This window comes from uncultured Friedmanniella sp. (assembly GCF_964244285.1).
GTDB lineage: Bacteria > Actinomycetota > Actinomycetes > Propionibacteriales > Propionibacteriaceae > Microlunatus.
Genome location: NZ_CAXTHT010000013.1, coordinates 18,281 through 33,794 on the forward strand (window position 1 = coordinate 18,281; position 15,514 = coordinate 33,794).

Sequence of the window (15,514 nt, forward strand, 5' to 3'; positions counted from 1 at the left end):
CCCTGCGCGGTGAGCGGTGCCCGGTCGTCCGCGCTCGGTGCGACGACGCCGGCCCGGCCCCCCTTCGGGAACCGGGCCGGCGTCGTACCTCAAGCGGTGCTCAGCTGCAGCCGCTGGTGGAGCCGCAGCCCTCGCAGACGTAGCAGGAGCCGCTCGGACGCATCTTCGTCCCGCAGGTCAGGCAGAGCGGGGCGTCGACGCTGGTGCCGGTGAGGGACTCGAACAGCTCCGACGTGGTCCGGGCCGTGGCCGGGGCGGGCTTGGCGGCCGCCACGTCCGGCTCGTCCAGCAGGCTGGTGTCGACGTTGTCGCCCGCGTCGTTCTTGAGCGACTCGGCCTCGGTGACGTCCTCCTCCGGCAGGTAGGAACCGGTCTCGACTTGACGGGCCCGCTCGGTGGCGGTGTAGATACCCAGCTCGGCCCGGTCCTCGAAGGTCAGGTAGTCCAGCGCCAGCCGACGGAAGATGTAGTCCATGATCGACTGCGCCATCCGGATGTCGGTGTCGTCGGTCAGGCCGGCGGGCTCGAACTTCAGGTTGGTGAACTTCTGCACGAAGGTCTCCAACGGCACGCCGTACTGCAGGCCCACCGACACCGCGATCGAGAACGCGTCCATCACCCCGGCCAGGGTCGAGCCCTGCTTGCCGAGCTTGAGGAACACCTCGCCCAGGCCGTCGTCGGGATAGGAGCCCGACGTCATGTAGCCGTCCGCCCCGCCGACCGAGAACGACGTGGTGCGGCTCGGACGGGACTTGGGCAGCCGCTTGCGGGTGGGCCGGTAGATCACCTTCTCGACCACCGTCGGCTCGGGGGCGACCTCGACTGCGGCCGTCTCCTTCTTCTTGCCGCCGTCACTCAGTGGCTGGCCGACCTTGCAGTTGTCGCGGTAGACCGCGAGCGCCTTCAGGCCCGCCTTCCAGCCCTGCAGGTAGACGTCGGCGATCTCGGTGACCGTCGCGGTCTCGGGCAGGTTGACCGTCTTGGAGATGGCACCCGACAGGAACGGCTGCGCGGCGGCCATCATCCGGACGTGACCCATGGGCTTGATCGAGCGGGCGCCCATCGCGGTGTCGAAGACCTCGTAGTGCTCCAGCTTGAGCCCTGGCGCGTCGATGACGTGGCCGTGCTCGGCGATGAACTCCACGATCGCCTCGACGGTCTCGCCTGTGTAGCCCATCCGGCGCAGCGCGCGGGGAATGGTCTGGTTGACGATCTGCATCGAGCCACCGCCGACCAGCTTCTTGAACTTCACCAGCGAGAAGTCCGGCTCGATGCCGGTGGTGTCGCAGTCCATCATGAAGCCGATGGTGCCGGTCGGCGCGAGAACGGAGGCCTGGGCGTTACGGAAGCCGTTGACCTCGCCCAGCTTGAGCACCCCGTCCCACGCCTTGGTGGCGCGCTGCTGGACGTGGGTGTCGAGGGAGCCGACCGTCCGCAGCGAGTCGTTCGCGGCCTGGTGCTTACGCATCACGCGCTGGTGGGCGTCGGCGTTGCGCGCGTAGCCGGCGTACGGGCCGACGATCGCGGCCAGCTCGGCTGAGCGCCGATAGGCGGTTCCGGTCATCAGCGAGGTCACGGCGGCGGCGAAGGCGCGGCCGCCGTCGGAGTCGTAACCGTGACCGGTGGCCATCAGCAGGGCGCCGAGGTTGGCGTAGCCGATACCGAGCTGACGGTAGTCACGCGTGGTCTGACCGATCGCCTCGGTCGGGAAGTCGGCGAAGCAGATGGAGATGTCCATCGCCGTGATGATCAGCTCGACCGCCCGCTCGAACAGGGCCGCGTCGAACGAGTCGTCGTCAGTCAGGAACTTGAGCAGGTTGAGGCTCGCCAGGTTGCAGGAGGAGTTGTCCAGGCTCATGTACTCCGAGCACGGGTTGGACGCGGTGATGCGCCCCGACTCCGGGGTGGTGTGCCAGTCGTTGATGGTGTCGTCGTACTGGATCCCGGGGTCGGCGCAGGCCCACGCGGCCTGCGCGATCTTGCCCCACAGCGCCCGGGCGTCGACCGTCTCGATGACCGAGCCGTCGGTGCGGGCGCGCAGCCCGAACTGGGAGCCGTTCTCGACGGCGCGCATGAACTCGTCGTTGACCCGGACGGAGTTGTTGGCGTTCTGGTACTGGACCGAGGTGATGTCCTTGCCGCCGAGGTCCATGTCGAAGCCGGCGTCGCGCAGCGCGCGGATCTTGTTCTCCTCGCTCGCCTTGGTCTCGATGAACTCCTCGATGTCGGGGTGGTCCACGTCGAGGACGACCATCTTCGCCGCACGGCGGGTGGCGCCGCCGGACTTGATGGTGCCCGCGCTGGCGTCCGCGCCGCGCATGAACGAGACCGGCCCCGAAGCAGTCCCGCCCGAGCTCAGCAGCTCTTTGGAGGAGCGGATCCGGGACAGGTTCAGCCCGGCACCGGAGCCGCCCTTGAAGATGAAGCCCTCCTCGCGGTACCAGTTCAGGATCGAGTCCATCGAGTCGTCGACGCTGAGGATGAAGCACGCGCTGACCTGCTGCGGGGACTTGGTACCCACGTTGAACCAGACGGGTGAGTTGAACGAGAAGTACTGGTGCAGCAGCATCCAGGTGATCTCGTGCTCGAAGACCTCGGCGTCGGCCGGGCCGGCGAAGTAGCCGTGCTCCTCCCCCGCCTGCCGGTACGTGTGCACGACCCGGTCGATGAGCTGGCGCAGCCCCTGCTCGCGCGCCGGCGTGCCGAGAGCACCACGGAAGTACTTGGTGGTGACGATCGTCGAGGCGTTGACGCTCCAGAAGTCGGGGAACTCCACACCCTTCTGCTCGAAGACCACGTCCCCGGTCTTCCAGTTCGTCTGGACGACATCGCGACGCTCCCACACGACGTCGTCGTACGGGTGGACGCCCTCGGTGGTGAAGACGCGGTCGATGCTCAGGCCGGCGGTCTTGCCGCGGCCGGACTTGCGCGCCTCGGTACGTCCGTTCCCCGAACGGGCCAACTCGGTCATGTGGTGCCTTTCTGGTGCTGCCCAGCGCTTCGCCGGACGTCGTCGGTGGGTTCCCCCGAGTTACTGGTGCTGCCTGGTCGTGCGGGTCGAACGGGATGGTGAACGTGGAACCGGGGCTGAGCTCGCGCCGGCCTTCCCCGGCCACGCGAACCCTGCCCCGGGGTCAGCGGGGCGGTCGCCTCAGGGCGGGCTCTTGCGGCCGGGACTGAGCCGGTGCGGGGTGAACGTCGTCACCTTGCTGGCAGCGAGCGGGTCCGGGATCAGCGGTTCGATGCCGGTCGGGTCCTGCTCGACCCTCAGCAACGCGATCTCGGCCTCGAAGTCGTCGACGGAACGGAACTGGCGGTAGACGCTGGCGAAACGGAGGTACGCGACCTGGTCGAGGTCACGGAGCGGACCCAGGATGGCCACACCGACCTCGTCGGCCGGCACCTCCGGCTGACCCGACGCCCGTAGCGAGTCCTCCACCAGCTGGCCGAGCCGAGCGAGCTGGTCCTCGGTCACCGGTCGCCCCTTGCAAGCCTTGCGGACCCCGCTGATGACCTTGTCGCGGCCGAACGGCTCGACCACACCGCTGCGTTTGACCACCACCAGCTGCATCTGCTCAACCGTGGTGAAGCGGCGCTCGCAGGCGGGGCACTGGCGGCGACGCCGGATGCTGCCGCCGTCCTCGGCCGTCCGCGAGTCCAGCACCTTGGAGTCCTGGTGACGGCAGTACGGACAGTGCACGCCGACTCCTCTCCTGCTGGCTCTCCGCGTCTCGGACGGCACTCATGAGGAGGGCCCTGAGGACAAGACTGTGGAGATCGTGTGGACGACCCTGTGGATCACTGTGGGCAACCGACCACTACCTGTGGACGAATGACACCCCTGTAACTACTAGATGTAGAGAGACTACGTCGGAGAGCCGGTGTCGGCAAGAGCAGCGCACTACCGTCCGCGTGTCGTTCGCGTGTCGCCAGCCTGACGTCCGCGTAGGGGTCGGCGGCCGGCGAGCGGGTCAGTCAACGCAGCCTGACGGCAGGGGCCGGGCCGATGGGGAGGAGTGGACGAGCTGGTTCAGAACAGGTTGCGCAGCACCACGAACGCGACGGCGAGCCCGAGGGCGACCACCAGCCACCGGGTCGGGTGCACGGCCTGGACGCGCGCGGCCCAGGCCCGAGGCAGCCGCACTGCGGGCCCTCCGAGCACCTCGACGGTCCACAAGATGCCGAGGACCGAGAGGACGGCGAGACCCACGAACACCACCGGGTTGTCCGCGAAGGCCGCCCCCACGTTGCCCTCGAGGAGGGCCCGACCGAGCCGGGTGCCGCCGCACAGCGGGCACTGCCAGCCGGTCAGCGCTCGGAAGGGACACGGCAGCCCCACCCCGGTGGTGGCGTATACCGCACTCACCGCGAGCCCGTAGCCGAAGAAGCCACCCAGGTAGACCAGTCCGCGCCCAGCCTGGAACGGCCGATGCGGCTGAGCGGCGGAGTCCACCCCGACATTCTGCCTCGTGTCCGGAGCAGCCAGGGATTCTGCAGCAGTAACAGGGGCTCGGGGGGTCAGAGGATCTCGGGAGGTCAGGGGGTCTCGGGAGGTCAGGGGGTCTGGAGGGTCGAGACATTCGACGATCTCTGGGGAGCGTGATACCGCTCACCGGTCACGCGCACCGCAGTCAACCCCACCACGGCCAGTGCGGCGGTGACGACGACGAGGCCGGTCACCAGGATCAACGCGATGGCCCGCTCGGTCAGCCGCCACGACGTCGTAGCGCTGGACCGCGTCGGTGCGGGCACCGCGCAGGACCACGCCCCAGCACGGCGCCCGACCGTCACCACCGGTGCGCTGAGCGGCAGCGGCGGCCGGGCAGCCGGTCCCGTCCCCCGCCCCGACCGCCGAGCCGGACGCACGGGAGCGGTACGACCAGGCATGGTGCGGCCGGTCACCGTGCGTGGCTCGACGGTTGCGGGCGCGACGGTTCTGGACACGACGGTTCTGGACGCGACGGTCGTGGGCACGGAGGTTCTGGGCGTGGCAGGGGCCGTCGGGCCGTGCTGCCGGCCGCTGGCCGGAGCCTCGAGAGTGGTGGCGTTCATGGACGAGCTCCTAGTGGAGAGGTCGAACGGGCGTTCGATAGAACGTACGTTTGATTTGTACCGCATCGGCGCTCGCTTGCCAAGGGCAAGAGAACGCGTGTTCGATCCGCGGACCGAGCCGGGGAGCCGGTCGGACCGCTGGAGAAGGACTCGTGTCACCATGTCGTTGATCGAATCAAGAGCCACTGACAGTTTTCGCGAGCTCGGCGCCAGGCCCGGGATGAGCAGGACGTCGTCAGCGACACACCTCGAACAGGTGTTTGAATTTGTCAGCGGCTCTCTCTAATGTCAGGCGCATGGCAGATCGTGACGACTCCACACCCACCGACCCCCCCGCCCCAGCGCCTGGGGAACCGAGTGCGGCCAAGCCGACCGGACGCCGACGCGGCCGCCCCAGCGCGGCCGAGATCGAGGCCCAGCTCGCCGGGGCGGCCAGCGTCCGGCCGCTCCCCGACGGACCGGCTGACGGATACGGCCTGACGCCGCGGCAGCGCCGGATCCTCGAGGTGATCAAGCACGCGGTCGACGCCCGCGGCTACCCGCCGAGCATCCGCGAGATGGCCGAGTCCGTCGGACTGGCCAGCTCCTCCAGCGTCGCGCACCAGCTGAAGGTGCTCGAGCAGAAGGGGTTCCTGCGACGCGACCCGCACCGGCCCCGAGCACTCGAGGTGCTGCTGCCCGACGATGCCGGGTCGAGCGCGGAACGCGACGTCGGCTCGGGCTTCGGCCCGGGCGGGACCCACTTCGACCAGACCGACGTGGGCAACGCCTACCCGGCCCCGGTCCACGTGCCGGTTCTCGGGCGGATCGCCGCCGGCGGCCCGATCCTGGCTGAGGAGCGGATCGAGGACGTCTTCGCCCTGCCTCGTCAGCTGGTCGGCGAGGGCACCATGTTCCTGCTCGAGGTGCGGGGCGACTCGATGATCGAGGCCGCCATCTGCGACCGGGACTGGGTCGTGGTGCGGCAGCAGCCGACGGCGGACAACGGCGACATCGTGGCGGCCCTGCTGGACAACGAGGCCACCGTCAAGACGTTCAAGCGCACCGAGGGCCAGGTCTGGCTGCTGCCGCACAACGCGGCGTACGACCCGATCGACGGCAACCACGCCTCGATCCTGGGCAAGGTCGTGGCGGTCCTGCGCAAGATCTGAGTGAGGTCTGGGCCGCCCGGCGGCTCAGACCTGACCGGAGAGCCGGCGCAGTGCCTGGATCACGGTCTCCCGGTCCCCGGTCTGCCACATGGGGGGCATGGACGCCTGCAGGTAGTTTCCGTACCGCGCGGTGGTGAGCCGCGGGTCCAGCACCGCGACGACGCCGCGGTCGCTCGTCCGTCGGATGAGCCGGCCTGAGCCCTGCGCGAGCAGCAGCGCGGCGTGCGTGGCGGCGACGGCCATGAAGCCGTTGCCGCCGGCCTCGGCCACCGCTCGCTGGCGCGCTTGGGTCAGCGGCTCGTCCGGCCGCGGGAACGGGATCCGGTCGATGATGACCAGCGAGCAGGTCACACCCGGGACGTCGACGCCCTGCCAGAGCGACAGCGTGCCGAACAGGCTCGCCTCCTCCTCGGCAATGAACCGGCGGGTGAGCTCGGAGAGCTGGGCGTCACCCTGGCAGAGGACCGTCAGCTTCGGCAGCTGCTTGCGGACGTGCACGGCGGCCGCCTCGGCCGCCCGCCGCGACGAGAAGAGGCCGAGGGTCCGGCCACCGGCCGCCCAGGTGAGCTCGGCGATCTCGGCCAGCGTCTCCGGAGGCAGCCCGTCCCGTCCGGGTTGGGGCAGGTTCCGCGCCACGTAGAGGATCCCCTGGCGGCGGTAGTCGAACGGCGAGCCGACGTCCAGGCCGCGCCAAGGCTGCATCTCGGCCGGCCCCGGGTCGCGGTCCTCGTCCGTAGGGGCTGCGGCCCGAGCCGGGAACGTGTCGTCGCGCTCGGCAGCCTTGAGCCCGAGGTTGCCCGCGACCTGGTCGAAGTCCCCGCCCAGCTTCAGCGTGGCCGAGGTCAGGATCGTGGTGTGCTCGCCGAAGACGCTGGCCCGCATCAGCCCGGCGACCGTCAGCGGCGCGACTCTCGCCTCGCGACCGGAGCGCTCCCGCTCCAGGACCCAGACCACATCGGTGGCCGCCAGGCCCGCCATCCGCTCGGCCACGTCGAAGACCTCCTTGACCGCCGCCGCGGCCTGGCGGCGATCGGGATCCTGCCGGTCCTCTCCCGCGGTCAGCGCGCCGACTGCGGCCCGGGCGGCGTTACGAACCGTCGCGCAGGCGGCGACGAAGGCCGAGTCGGCGTCCTCGACCCGTTCGAGCGGAGCGACGTCGAGCGCGCTTCGCAGCGCGTCCGCAGACTCGAGCAGCTCCAGGCCGAGGTCGTCGTCGAGGTAGGTGAGGGCCCGGCGTGCGACGCGCTCGACCTGCTGCGGGCTGAGCTCGGCGGAGGCCGCACCGGTGACCCGGGCGACCAGCTCGTGCGCCTCGTCGATGACCACGGCCGAGTGCTCCGGCAACGCCGTCCCGCCGTGCATGGCGTTGATGGCCAGGAGCGCGTGGTTGGTGACCACGAGGTCGGACGCTCGGGCCACCTCTCGGGACTTCTCCACCAGGCAGGCGTCGCCGTAGGGACAGCGCTGGACCCCGAGGCACTCCCGCGCCGGGATCGAGACCTGCTGCCAGCCCCGCTCGGTGTGGGTGGGCGCGGAGTCCCGGTCGGCCAGTCCGCCCGCCGCGGCTTCGGACTCGACCCACTCGCGGAGCGCCACCACCTCCGCGCCGAGCGCCGACTCGGGCGTGGCGAGCGGTGAGGCGGCGATGGTCTCGCGGAGGTCGGCCGCTGAGATGAGGGTGCTCTGGTCGCCCGTGCCGCCGTCGCGGGTGCGGAGCAGGCAGGCGTAGTTGGTGCGGCCCTTGAGGATGGCGTGGCTGGGCCGGCGCCCGGTCACCGCCTCGACGGCGTCGAGAGCCGCGGGGATGTCGTTGTCGGCGAGCTGGGACTGCAGGGCCAGCGTGGCCGTGGCGACGACGATCCGTTCCCGGTTGCGGACGAGCCGGACCAGGATCGGGGCCAGGTAGCCCAGCGACTTCCCCGTCCCGGTACCGGCCTGGACCAGCAGGTGCCGACCGCTGGCCAGGGCGTCCTGTACGGCGTCGGCCATGGTCACCTGGCCGGCTCGCTCGGCGCCACCGATGGCCTCCACCGCCGCGACCAGGACATCGCGGTGACCGGCCGCGGCCTTGGTGGTGGCCTGGGTGGCAGGAGGAGCGGGACTCACCGCAGAACTCTAACGTCGCCGCCGGTGCCCGGCAGGAACGCGGCACCGGCCTGGGGACGGCGTCGACGCACTCAGATCCTGTGGACGACGCCCGTCGACAAGCTCAGGGAACGGGCAGCGGCTCAGTCGGAGACACGGTCGCTGGCCGCGAGGGCGTAGGGCTCCAGCTCACCGGCGAGCGAGCCGAGGACGCGGGCCGCCACCAGGGTCCCCGTGCCGGTGTGCTCGAGGGAGGAGATCTCGCCGGCCCGGTGGATGCGGTCCAGCAGGTCGCCGCGCTCGTAGGGCAGCAGGACGCGGACCGACACCTCGGGCCGGGGCAACCGACCCTCGACCACCGTGCGGACCTCGTCGAGACCCTGACCCGTCCGCGCCGAGGCGATGACCGCGCCCGGGTATGTGGTCCGCAGCGTCGTGAGGACGGCCGGGTCGGCCTGGTCGGCCTTGTTCAGCACGATCTGCTCGGCGACGCCGCCCGCGCCGATGTCGGCGAGCACCGCGCGCACGGCGCTGATCTGGCCGTCGGGATCGGGGTCGGAGGCGTCGACGACGTGCACCAGCAGGTCGGCCTGCGCAGACTCCTCCAACGTGGAGGCGAACGCCTCGACCAGGTCGTGCGGCAGGTGCCGGACGAAGCCGACCGTGTCGGTCAGGGTGTAGACGCGTCCGTCGGCGGTGGTGCTGCGTCGGGTGGTCGGGTCGAGAGTGGCGAAGAGGGCGTCCTCGACCAGCACGCCGGCCCCGGTGAGGCGGTTGAGCAGGCTCGACTTGCCGGCGTTGGTGTAGCCCACGATGGCCACCGAGGGGACCTCGTTGCGTCGACGCTCGGCCCGCTTGGTCTCCCGGGTGCCGTCCATCTCACGCAGCGTGGCCCGCAGCTTGGCGATCCGGCTGTTGATCCGACGCCGGTCGGTCTCGAGCTTGGTCTCACCCGGGCCACGACCGCCGATCCCCGCCCCGCCGGCGGCGCGACCACCAGCCTGCCGGGACAGGTTGCCACCCCAGCCGCGCAGCCGCTGCTTGAGGTAGTTCAGCTGCGCCAGCTCGACCTGTGCCTTGCCCTCGGCGCTCTGCGCGTGTTGGGCGAAGATGTCGAGGATCAGCGCGGTCCGGTCGATCACCTTGACCTTGACCTTGTCCTCCAGGTTGCGCAGCTGCGCGGGGCTCAGCTCGCCGTCGCAGATCACCGTGTCGGCGCCCGTGGCCACGACCACCTCACGCAGCTCCTCGACCTTGCCGCTGCCGATGTAAGGTCGCGGGGTCGGGCCGGCCGCGACGCTGGATCAGCCCCTCCAGGATCTGCGACCCGGCGGTCTCGGCGAGCAGCTTGAGCTCGGCCAGGGAGTTCTCGGCGTCGACCGCGGTCCCCGTGGTCCAGACGCTGACCAGGACGACCCGCTCGAGCAGCAACTGGCGGTACTCGACCTCGGTGATGTCGGTCAGCTCGGTCGACATGCCGGCGACCCGGCGCAGCGAGATGCGGTCGGCGAGGTCCTGCTGGTCGCCGTCGAAGCCCTCTTCGGCGTGGGCCTCCTCGGCAGGGCCGGCCGGCGGTGTCGATGACGACGCCTGGCGCCCAGCGAACTCGGGGTGCTCGCGAGGGTCCAGGTGCTCGATCAGCAGCTCGTCGCGCTGGTCGGGGGCGGGCACGGACTGGTCAGGGACGGTCATGTTGCCTCCAGGCTCTCACGGTGAGCCAAGGGCGGCGAGACCTTTTCCCCCCTCCCGCCGACCGCACACCCTACTCAGAAGAGCGTGTACCCACCGTCGACCACGAGCACCTCACCGGTCATGAAGGAGGAGGCTGCCGAAGCCAGGAACACGACGCTGGGCCCGAGCTCGGCCGGCATGGCGTAGCGCTGCATGGGCGCGTCCTCGATCCAGTGCCGGCGGAACTCCGGGTTGTCGACGGGCGCCATCTCGGTCTTGATGTAGCCCGGAGCCAGCGCGTTCACCCGGACCCCGGACGGCGCCCACTCCGCGGCCAGCGAGCGGGTCAGCTGGTGCACGGCGGCCTTCGAGGCGTTGTACCCGGGCTGCTGCTGCGGCCGATTCACGATCATCGCCGAGATGGAACCGATGTTGACGATGGTGCCGCTGCCCTGGGCGACCATCCCCCGGCCGAAGGCCTGCGCACAGTTCCAGACACCGGTCACGTTCACGTCCAACACCGTCTGCCACTCCTGCGCGCTCACCTCGAGCGCCGGACGGTGCACGCAGGTGCCGGCGTTGTTGACCAGCACATCGACCCGGCCGAAGGCGGCCACGGCATCCTCGGCCGCCTGGTTCACCGAGTCCAGGTCGGTCACGTCAGCGGTGACCACCGCGGCGCGGACCCCGAGCGCCTCGATCTCGGCGGCCGCCTCGGCTCCGGCCGCGGCGTCGCGCACCAGCAGCACCACGTCGCTGCCCGCCTCCGCCAAGGCCGTCGTGAGCGCGCGGCCGATGCCGCGGTTGGCCCCCGTCACCACCGAGACCTTGCCGGCCAGCGAGAACGTGTCCAGAACTGCCATTACCATTACCCCTCCTCGGGCACCGTCACCTGACCGGTCGCCACGAGTACCGCCGGGCCGGTCAGATAGGCCTGGTCGTCGGTGAGCTCGACCTCCACCGAGCCCCCAGGCACGTCGACACGATAGGTGACCGGCAGCGGGTCGGCCTCGGCGGACTGCGCCCGGGCCGCGGCGGCGGCCGCCACCGTGCCGGTCCCGCAGGACCGGGTCTCCCCCACGCCGCGCTCGTGCACCCGCATGGCCAGGTGCTCGGGTCCGAGCCGGCGGACGAACTCCAGGTTCACGCCGTCGGGAAAGGCGTCTGCCGGAAAGCTGGGGCTGAGGTGCAGGTCCAGGGTGTCGAGCTCGTCGACGAAGCTCACCGCGTGCGGGTTGCCCACGTCGGCCGGCCGCGCGGCGAAACGCTGCCCGTCCGCCGTGGTGACCGGCACGCCGGCCGCGTCGGCGCCGACGGTCACCGGACCCATGGAGACCCGGATCCGGCCGTCGCGTAGCGCCGTCGCCTGCTGGAGCCCGGTCCGGGTCGCGATGTCCAGCGTCGGCCCCGACGCCAGGTTGGAGTCGAGCAGGAACCGCGCGAAGACACGCAGGCCGTTGCCGCACATCTCGGCTACCGAGCCGTCGGCGTTGCGGTAGTCCATGAACCAGAGCGAGCCGTCGCCGTCCCACTCCGCGATGTGCCGGGCCGCCACCGCCCGTAGCAGGCCGTCCCCGCCGACGCCCGCCCGGCGGTCACAGAGGTAGCGCACCTCGGCCGGCCCGACGTGCAGCATCGACTCCCGGTCCAGCAGCAGGACGAAGTCGTTCTCCGTGCCGTGACCCTTCGTGAACGACCAGTGACGCATGCGGTCAGTCTTCCATCGGGTCGCGGCCCCCTGGACCGTTGCTCGCCGGACCGTTGCCCGTCGGTCCGGCGAGGGTCGCAGCGGCGTCCACCAGATCGGGCCGGTCCCACTCGAGCCAGCCGATGCGGGGGTCGCGGGGGAACCAGCCTCCCTGGCGACGGGCGAACCGGCGGGTCCCCAGCACGGTCTGCTCCCGCGCCTCGGCCTCGGTCAGCTCGCCGTCGAGATGAGCGAGCAGCTGGCGGTAGCCGAGCGCCCGGGACGCCGTCACCCCGTCCCGCAAGCCGGGACGCAGCGCGGCGAGCCGGCGCACCTCGTCGACGAAGCCGGCGTCCCACATGGCGGCCACCCGCCGCGTGATCCGCTCGTCCAGGGTCGGCCGGTCGATCCTCAGCCCGATCTGGACCACGTCCGGCAGCAGGTAGCGGTGCTCGGGCAGCGAGGCCCGGTACGGCGCCCCGGTCAGCTCCACCACCTCGAGCGCCCGGACGATCCGGCGGCCGTTGGCCGGCTCGATCATCGCCGCCGACGCCGGGTCCGCCGCCGCCAACCGGGCGTGCATCGCGGCGGGTCCGACGCGGGCCAGCTCGTCCTCCAGCGGTCCGCGCACCCGGGCGTCCGTGCCCGGGAACGCGAAGTCGTCGACCACCGCCCGGACGTAGAGAGCCGAGCCACCCACCACGATGGGGATGACTGCCCGGCGGCGGCAGTCGGCGATCGCCGCGCGCGCCATCACCTGGAAGTCCGCGACCGTGGCGGTCTGATGCACCTCGAGCACGTCGAGGAGGTGGTGCGGGACTCCCTCGCGCTCGGAGACCGTCGGTTTGGCCGTGCCGATGTCCATGCCCCGGTAGACCAGCATCGAGTCGGCGTTGACCACCTCGGCCGGCCGCCCTGCCGCCCGGTAGCGCTGAGCCAGCCGCACCGCGAGCGTGGACTTGCCCACGGCGGTCGCGCCCACCAGCACCACGGTCACCGCCTCAGTCTTCCGCATCGGCCGCCCCGACCCCGCCCTTGTCCCGGGCTGCCGCGCAGGGCAGGGTGGGCTCGGTCGACCGGGGACGATCCCGGTCGCGGTTGGACCAACGACGACGAGAGGGCGGTGCCGGATGGGCATCTTCGACAAGGCCAAGGACGCACTGAGCTCGCACCCGGACCAGGTCGACTCGGGGCTGGACAAGCTGGGTGACCTCGTGGACGAGCGCACCGGCGGCAAGCACGGCGACCAGATCGACAAAGGCGTCGCCGAGGCCAAGGAGCGGCTCGACGGCTACCTCGGCAAGGACCAGCCGCCGGCCTGAGCCATGCCCGTCCCGGACGGCGTCAGCGCGGGGCGCAGGCGTCGGCCGGGGCGAGCGGTGCGGGCACGCCGACCGCCGGCAGCCCGAGCCCCACCGCAGCCGGCCGCGGTGCCGACCGCCGGTCCTGCCACGCGTCGCCGCCGCGGGTGCGCCGCAGTCCGGTGAGACCGGCATCGGCGGTCAGGTGGTGCGGGGCCGAGTAGGTGATGGTGGTGGTGGCGAGGTCGCCGGGCCGGGGACGCTGCGCCGGGTCCGTGGGCACGGCCACGTGGACCAACCGGTTGTCCCGCGCCCGGCCCGACATCCGCGAGGTCGCCGCGTCCTTGCGGCCCTCACCGTCGGCGAACATCACCTCGACCTCGGCCCCGACCAGGGCCCGGTTCTCCTGCCAGGCGATGTCGTCGACCAGGGCGACCAGCCGCTCGTAGCGCTCCTGCACGACCGCCTTCGGGATCTGGTCCGGCATGGTGGCTGCCGGCGTCCCGGCCCGGATGGAGTACTGGAAGGTGAACGAGGCCGCGAAGCGGGAGGCGGCGGCGACGTCCAGGGTGGCCTGGAAGTCGGCTTCGGTCTCGCCGGGGAAACCGACGATGATGTCGGTGGTGATGGCCGCATGCGGCATCGCCGCCCGGACCCGGTCGATGATCCCCAGGTAGCGCTCGCTGCGGTAGGACCGGCGCATCGCCCGCAGCACAGCGTCCGAGCCGGACTGCAGCGGCATGTGCAGCTGCGGCATCACGTTCGGCGTCTCCGCCATCGCCGCGATCACGTCGTCGGTGAAGTCCTTGGGGTGGGGGGAGGTGAAGCGGACCCGCTCCAGCCCCTCGATCTGGCCGCAGGCACGCAGCAGCTTGGCGAAGGCGGCCCGGTCGCCGAACTCCACGCCGTAGGCGTTCACGTTCTGGCCCAGGAGCGTGACCTCCTGGACGCCGTCGGCCACGAGCATCTCGATCTCGGCGAGCACGTCCCCGGGTCGACGGTCGGTCTCGCGGCCCCGCAGCGAGGGCACGATGCAGAACGTGCAGGTGTTGTTGCAGCCGACGCTGACCGAGACCCAGGCCGCGTAGGCGGAATCTCGTCGGGTCGGCAGGTTGGATGGGAAGGTCGTCAGGGCCTCCTCGATCTCCACCTGGGCCTCCCGCTCGACGCGGGCCCGCTCCAGCAGCACCGGCAGCGCGCCGATGTTGTGGGTGCCGAAGACCACGTCGACCCAGGGGGCCCGACGGACGATCTCGCCGCGGTCCTTCTGGGCCAGGCAGCCACCGACGGCGATCTGCATCCCGGGCGTCGCGTCCTTGGTCGGCCGCAGGTGCCCGAGGGTGCCGTAGAGCTTGTTGTCCGCGTTCTCCCGGACCGCGCAGGTGTTGAACACCATCACGTCCGGCGTGGCGCCGCCCGGGGCGGGACGGTAGCCCGCCGTCTCCAGCAGGCCGGCGAGCCGTTCGGAGTCGTGCACGTTCATCTGGCAGCCGTGGGTACGGACCTGGTAGGTCCTGCCCTCCGCGGGAGGGGCGGTCGGCGCGGGATGGTCGGCAGGGCGGGAAGCGACGGTCGTCATGGCGCCACCAGCCTAACGGCCGCCCGCACTGCTGAGCAGCGCTGCGACCGCCGGGGCATAGAGTCCTGCGTCGTGACCAATCCCACGGGTGAGCAGTACGAGATCGTCAGCGGCAAGCACACGGCCGTCGTCACCGAGGTGGGGGCCACGCTGCGGACCTACACCGTCGACGGCCGGCACGTGGTGCGGGGCTTCGAGGCCGAGGACGTGATCAAGGGCGGTCGCGGCCAGCAGCTGCTGCCCTGGCCGAACCGGATCCGCGACGGGAAGTACTCCTTCGGCGGCACCGCTCAACAGCTCTCGCTGACCGAGCCCAAGCGGCACAACGCCATCCACGGGCTCGCCCGGCACGCGGTGTGGACGGTGACCGAGCAGGCGGCGGACTCGATCACCCAGCGGGTGCGGATCTACCCCGAGTCCGGCTGGCCCGGCATCATCGAGGCCCAGGTCACCCACCAGGTCAGCGAGCGCGGCCTGCAGGTCACCGTCCGCGCGACGAACATCGGCAGCGCCGACGTGCCCTTCGGCTACGCGTGCCACCCCTACCTGACCGTCGGGGAGGAGACCGTGGACGAGGTGGCGATCACCGTCCCGGCAGCCTCCTACCTGGAGGTCGACGACCGACTGCTGCCGGTGCGCGTCTCGCCGGTGGACGGGCTGGAGCAGGACCTGCGCGGCGGCAAGCCGCTCGGTGCCACCAACCTGGACACCGCCTACACCAACCTCGACCGCGACGAGGACGGCCGCTGGCGGGTCCGGCTCAGCCTCGGCGAGCGCCAGGCCGAGCTGTGGGGCGACGCCACGATGACCTGGATCCAGATCTTCACCGGGGAGAACTTCCGGAACCTCTCGATCGCTGTCGAGCCGATGACCTGCGGGCCCGACGCGTTCAACGAGGGCCCGACCCACGACGGCATGCTCGTCCTCGCGCCGGGTAAGAGCTACACCGGTCGTTGGGGCGTCACCGGCCGCTGACGCCTCCGGCTGC

The 15,514-nt window shown here is 71.3% G+C and carries 12 protein-coding genes and 1 pseudogene; 3 read left to right on the forward strand and 10 right to left on the reverse strand.

The features are described from left to right. Window positions 1-100: 100 nt before the first annotated feature. The 4 genes from ACFE7W_RS19040 to ACFE7W_RS19055 form a co-directional block, all read right to left on the reverse strand. Window positions 101-2,971, reverse strand: a complete 2,871-nt coding sequence (locus ACFE7W_RS19040) for a vitamin B12-dependent ribonucleotide reductase (protein ID WP_375426407.1) — start codon at window positions 2,969-2,971, stop codon at window positions 101-103. Window positions 2,972-3,151: 180 nt separating this feature from the next. Continuing rightward, window positions 3,152-3,700 (reverse strand): transcriptional regulator NrdR, encoded by a 549-nt coding sequence (gene nrdR / locus ACFE7W_RS19045; protein WP_375426408.1) that lies wholly within the window; start codon window positions 3,698-3,700, stop codon window positions 3,152-3,154. A 330-nt stretch (window positions 3,701-4,030) separates the two neighbouring features. Beyond that, a complete protein-coding gene (locus ACFE7W_RS19050; RefSeq protein ID WP_375426409.1) occupies window positions 4,031-4,453 on the reverse strand; it encodes a DUF2752 domain-containing protein in 423 nt (140 codons plus the stop codon). 101 nt (window positions 4,454-4,554) lie between these two features. Continuing rightward, window positions 4,555-4,752, reverse strand: a complete 198-nt coding sequence (locus ACFE7W_RS19055) for a hypothetical protein (protein ID WP_375426410.1) — start codon at window positions 4,750-4,752, stop codon at window positions 4,555-4,557. 596 nt (window positions 4,753-5,348) lie between these two features. Between ACFE7W_RS19055 and lexA the strand changes: the two genes are divergently transcribed. Further along, window positions 5,349-6,203: a transcriptional repressor LexA gene (lexA, locus tag ACFE7W_RS19060; protein WP_375426411.1), complete on the forward strand. Its 855-nt coding sequence runs from the start codon at window positions 5,349-5,351 to the stop codon at window positions 6,201-6,203. A gap of 24 nt (window positions 6,204-6,227) precedes the next feature. On the opposite strand, the gene ACFE7W_RS19065 is transcribed toward lexA, so the two are convergent. The 5 genes and pseudogenes from ACFE7W_RS19065 to miaA all read right to left on the reverse strand — a co-directional run bounded on the left by ACFE7W_RS19065 (window position 6,228) and on the right by miaA (window position 12,661). Next, window positions 6,228-8,192: an ATP-dependent DNA helicase gene (locus ACFE7W_RS19065; RefSeq protein ID WP_375426441.1), complete on the reverse strand. Its 1,965-nt coding sequence runs from the start codon at window positions 8,190-8,192 to the stop codon at window positions 6,228-6,230. Window positions 8,193-8,431: 239 nt separating this feature from the next. Beyond that, window positions 8,432-9,788 (reverse strand): annotated as a pseudogene (hflX, locus tag ACFE7W_RS19070) (GTPase HflX). Between the two features lie 266 nt (window positions 9,789-10,054). Continuing rightward, a complete protein-coding gene (locus ACFE7W_RS19075; protein ID WP_375426412.1) occupies window positions 10,055-10,822 on the reverse strand; it encodes a glucose 1-dehydrogenase in 768 nt (255 codons plus the stop codon). A 5-nt stretch (window positions 10,823-10,827) separates the two neighbouring features. After that, a complete protein-coding gene (dapF, locus tag ACFE7W_RS19080) occupies window positions 10,828-11,667 on the reverse strand; it encodes a diaminopimelate epimerase (RefSeq protein WP_375426413.1) in 840 nt (279 codons plus the stop codon). Between the two features lie 4 nt (window positions 11,668-11,671). Then, window positions 11,672-12,661 carry a tRNA (adenosine(37)-N6)-dimethylallyltransferase MiaA gene (gene miaA / locus ACFE7W_RS19085; RefSeq protein ID WP_375426414.1) on the reverse strand — a complete coding sequence of 330 codons (990 nt, stop codon included), beginning with the start codon at window positions 12,659-12,661 and terminating at the stop codon, window positions 11,672-11,674. A 115-nt stretch (window positions 12,662-12,776) separates the two neighbouring features. Between miaA and ACFE7W_RS19090 the strand changes: the two genes are divergently transcribed. After that, window positions 12,777-12,968, forward strand: coding sequence for an antitoxin (locus ACFE7W_RS19090; protein ID WP_375426415.1), 192 nt, complete (start codon window positions 12,777-12,779; stop codon window positions 12,966-12,968). A gap of 22 nt (window positions 12,969-12,990) precedes the next feature. Here the strand turns inward: ACFE7W_RS19090 and miaB are convergent, their stop codons facing one another. Next, on the reverse strand, window positions 12,991-14,526 hold the full coding sequence (miaB, locus tag ACFE7W_RS19095) for a tRNA (N6-isopentenyl adenosine(37)-C2)-methylthiotransferase MiaB (protein WP_375426416.1): 1,536 nt from the start codon (window positions 14,524-14,526) through the stop codon (window positions 12,991-12,993). 72 nt (window positions 14,527-14,598) lie between these two features. Here miaB and ACFE7W_RS19100 point away from each other — a divergent pair, with 72 nt between their 5' ends. Beyond that, on the forward strand, window positions 14,599-15,501 hold the full coding sequence (locus ACFE7W_RS19100) for an aldose 1-epimerase family protein (protein WP_375426417.1): 903 nt from the start codon (window positions 14,599-14,601) through the stop codon (window positions 15,499-15,501). Window positions 15,502-15,514: the final 13 nt, after the last annotated feature.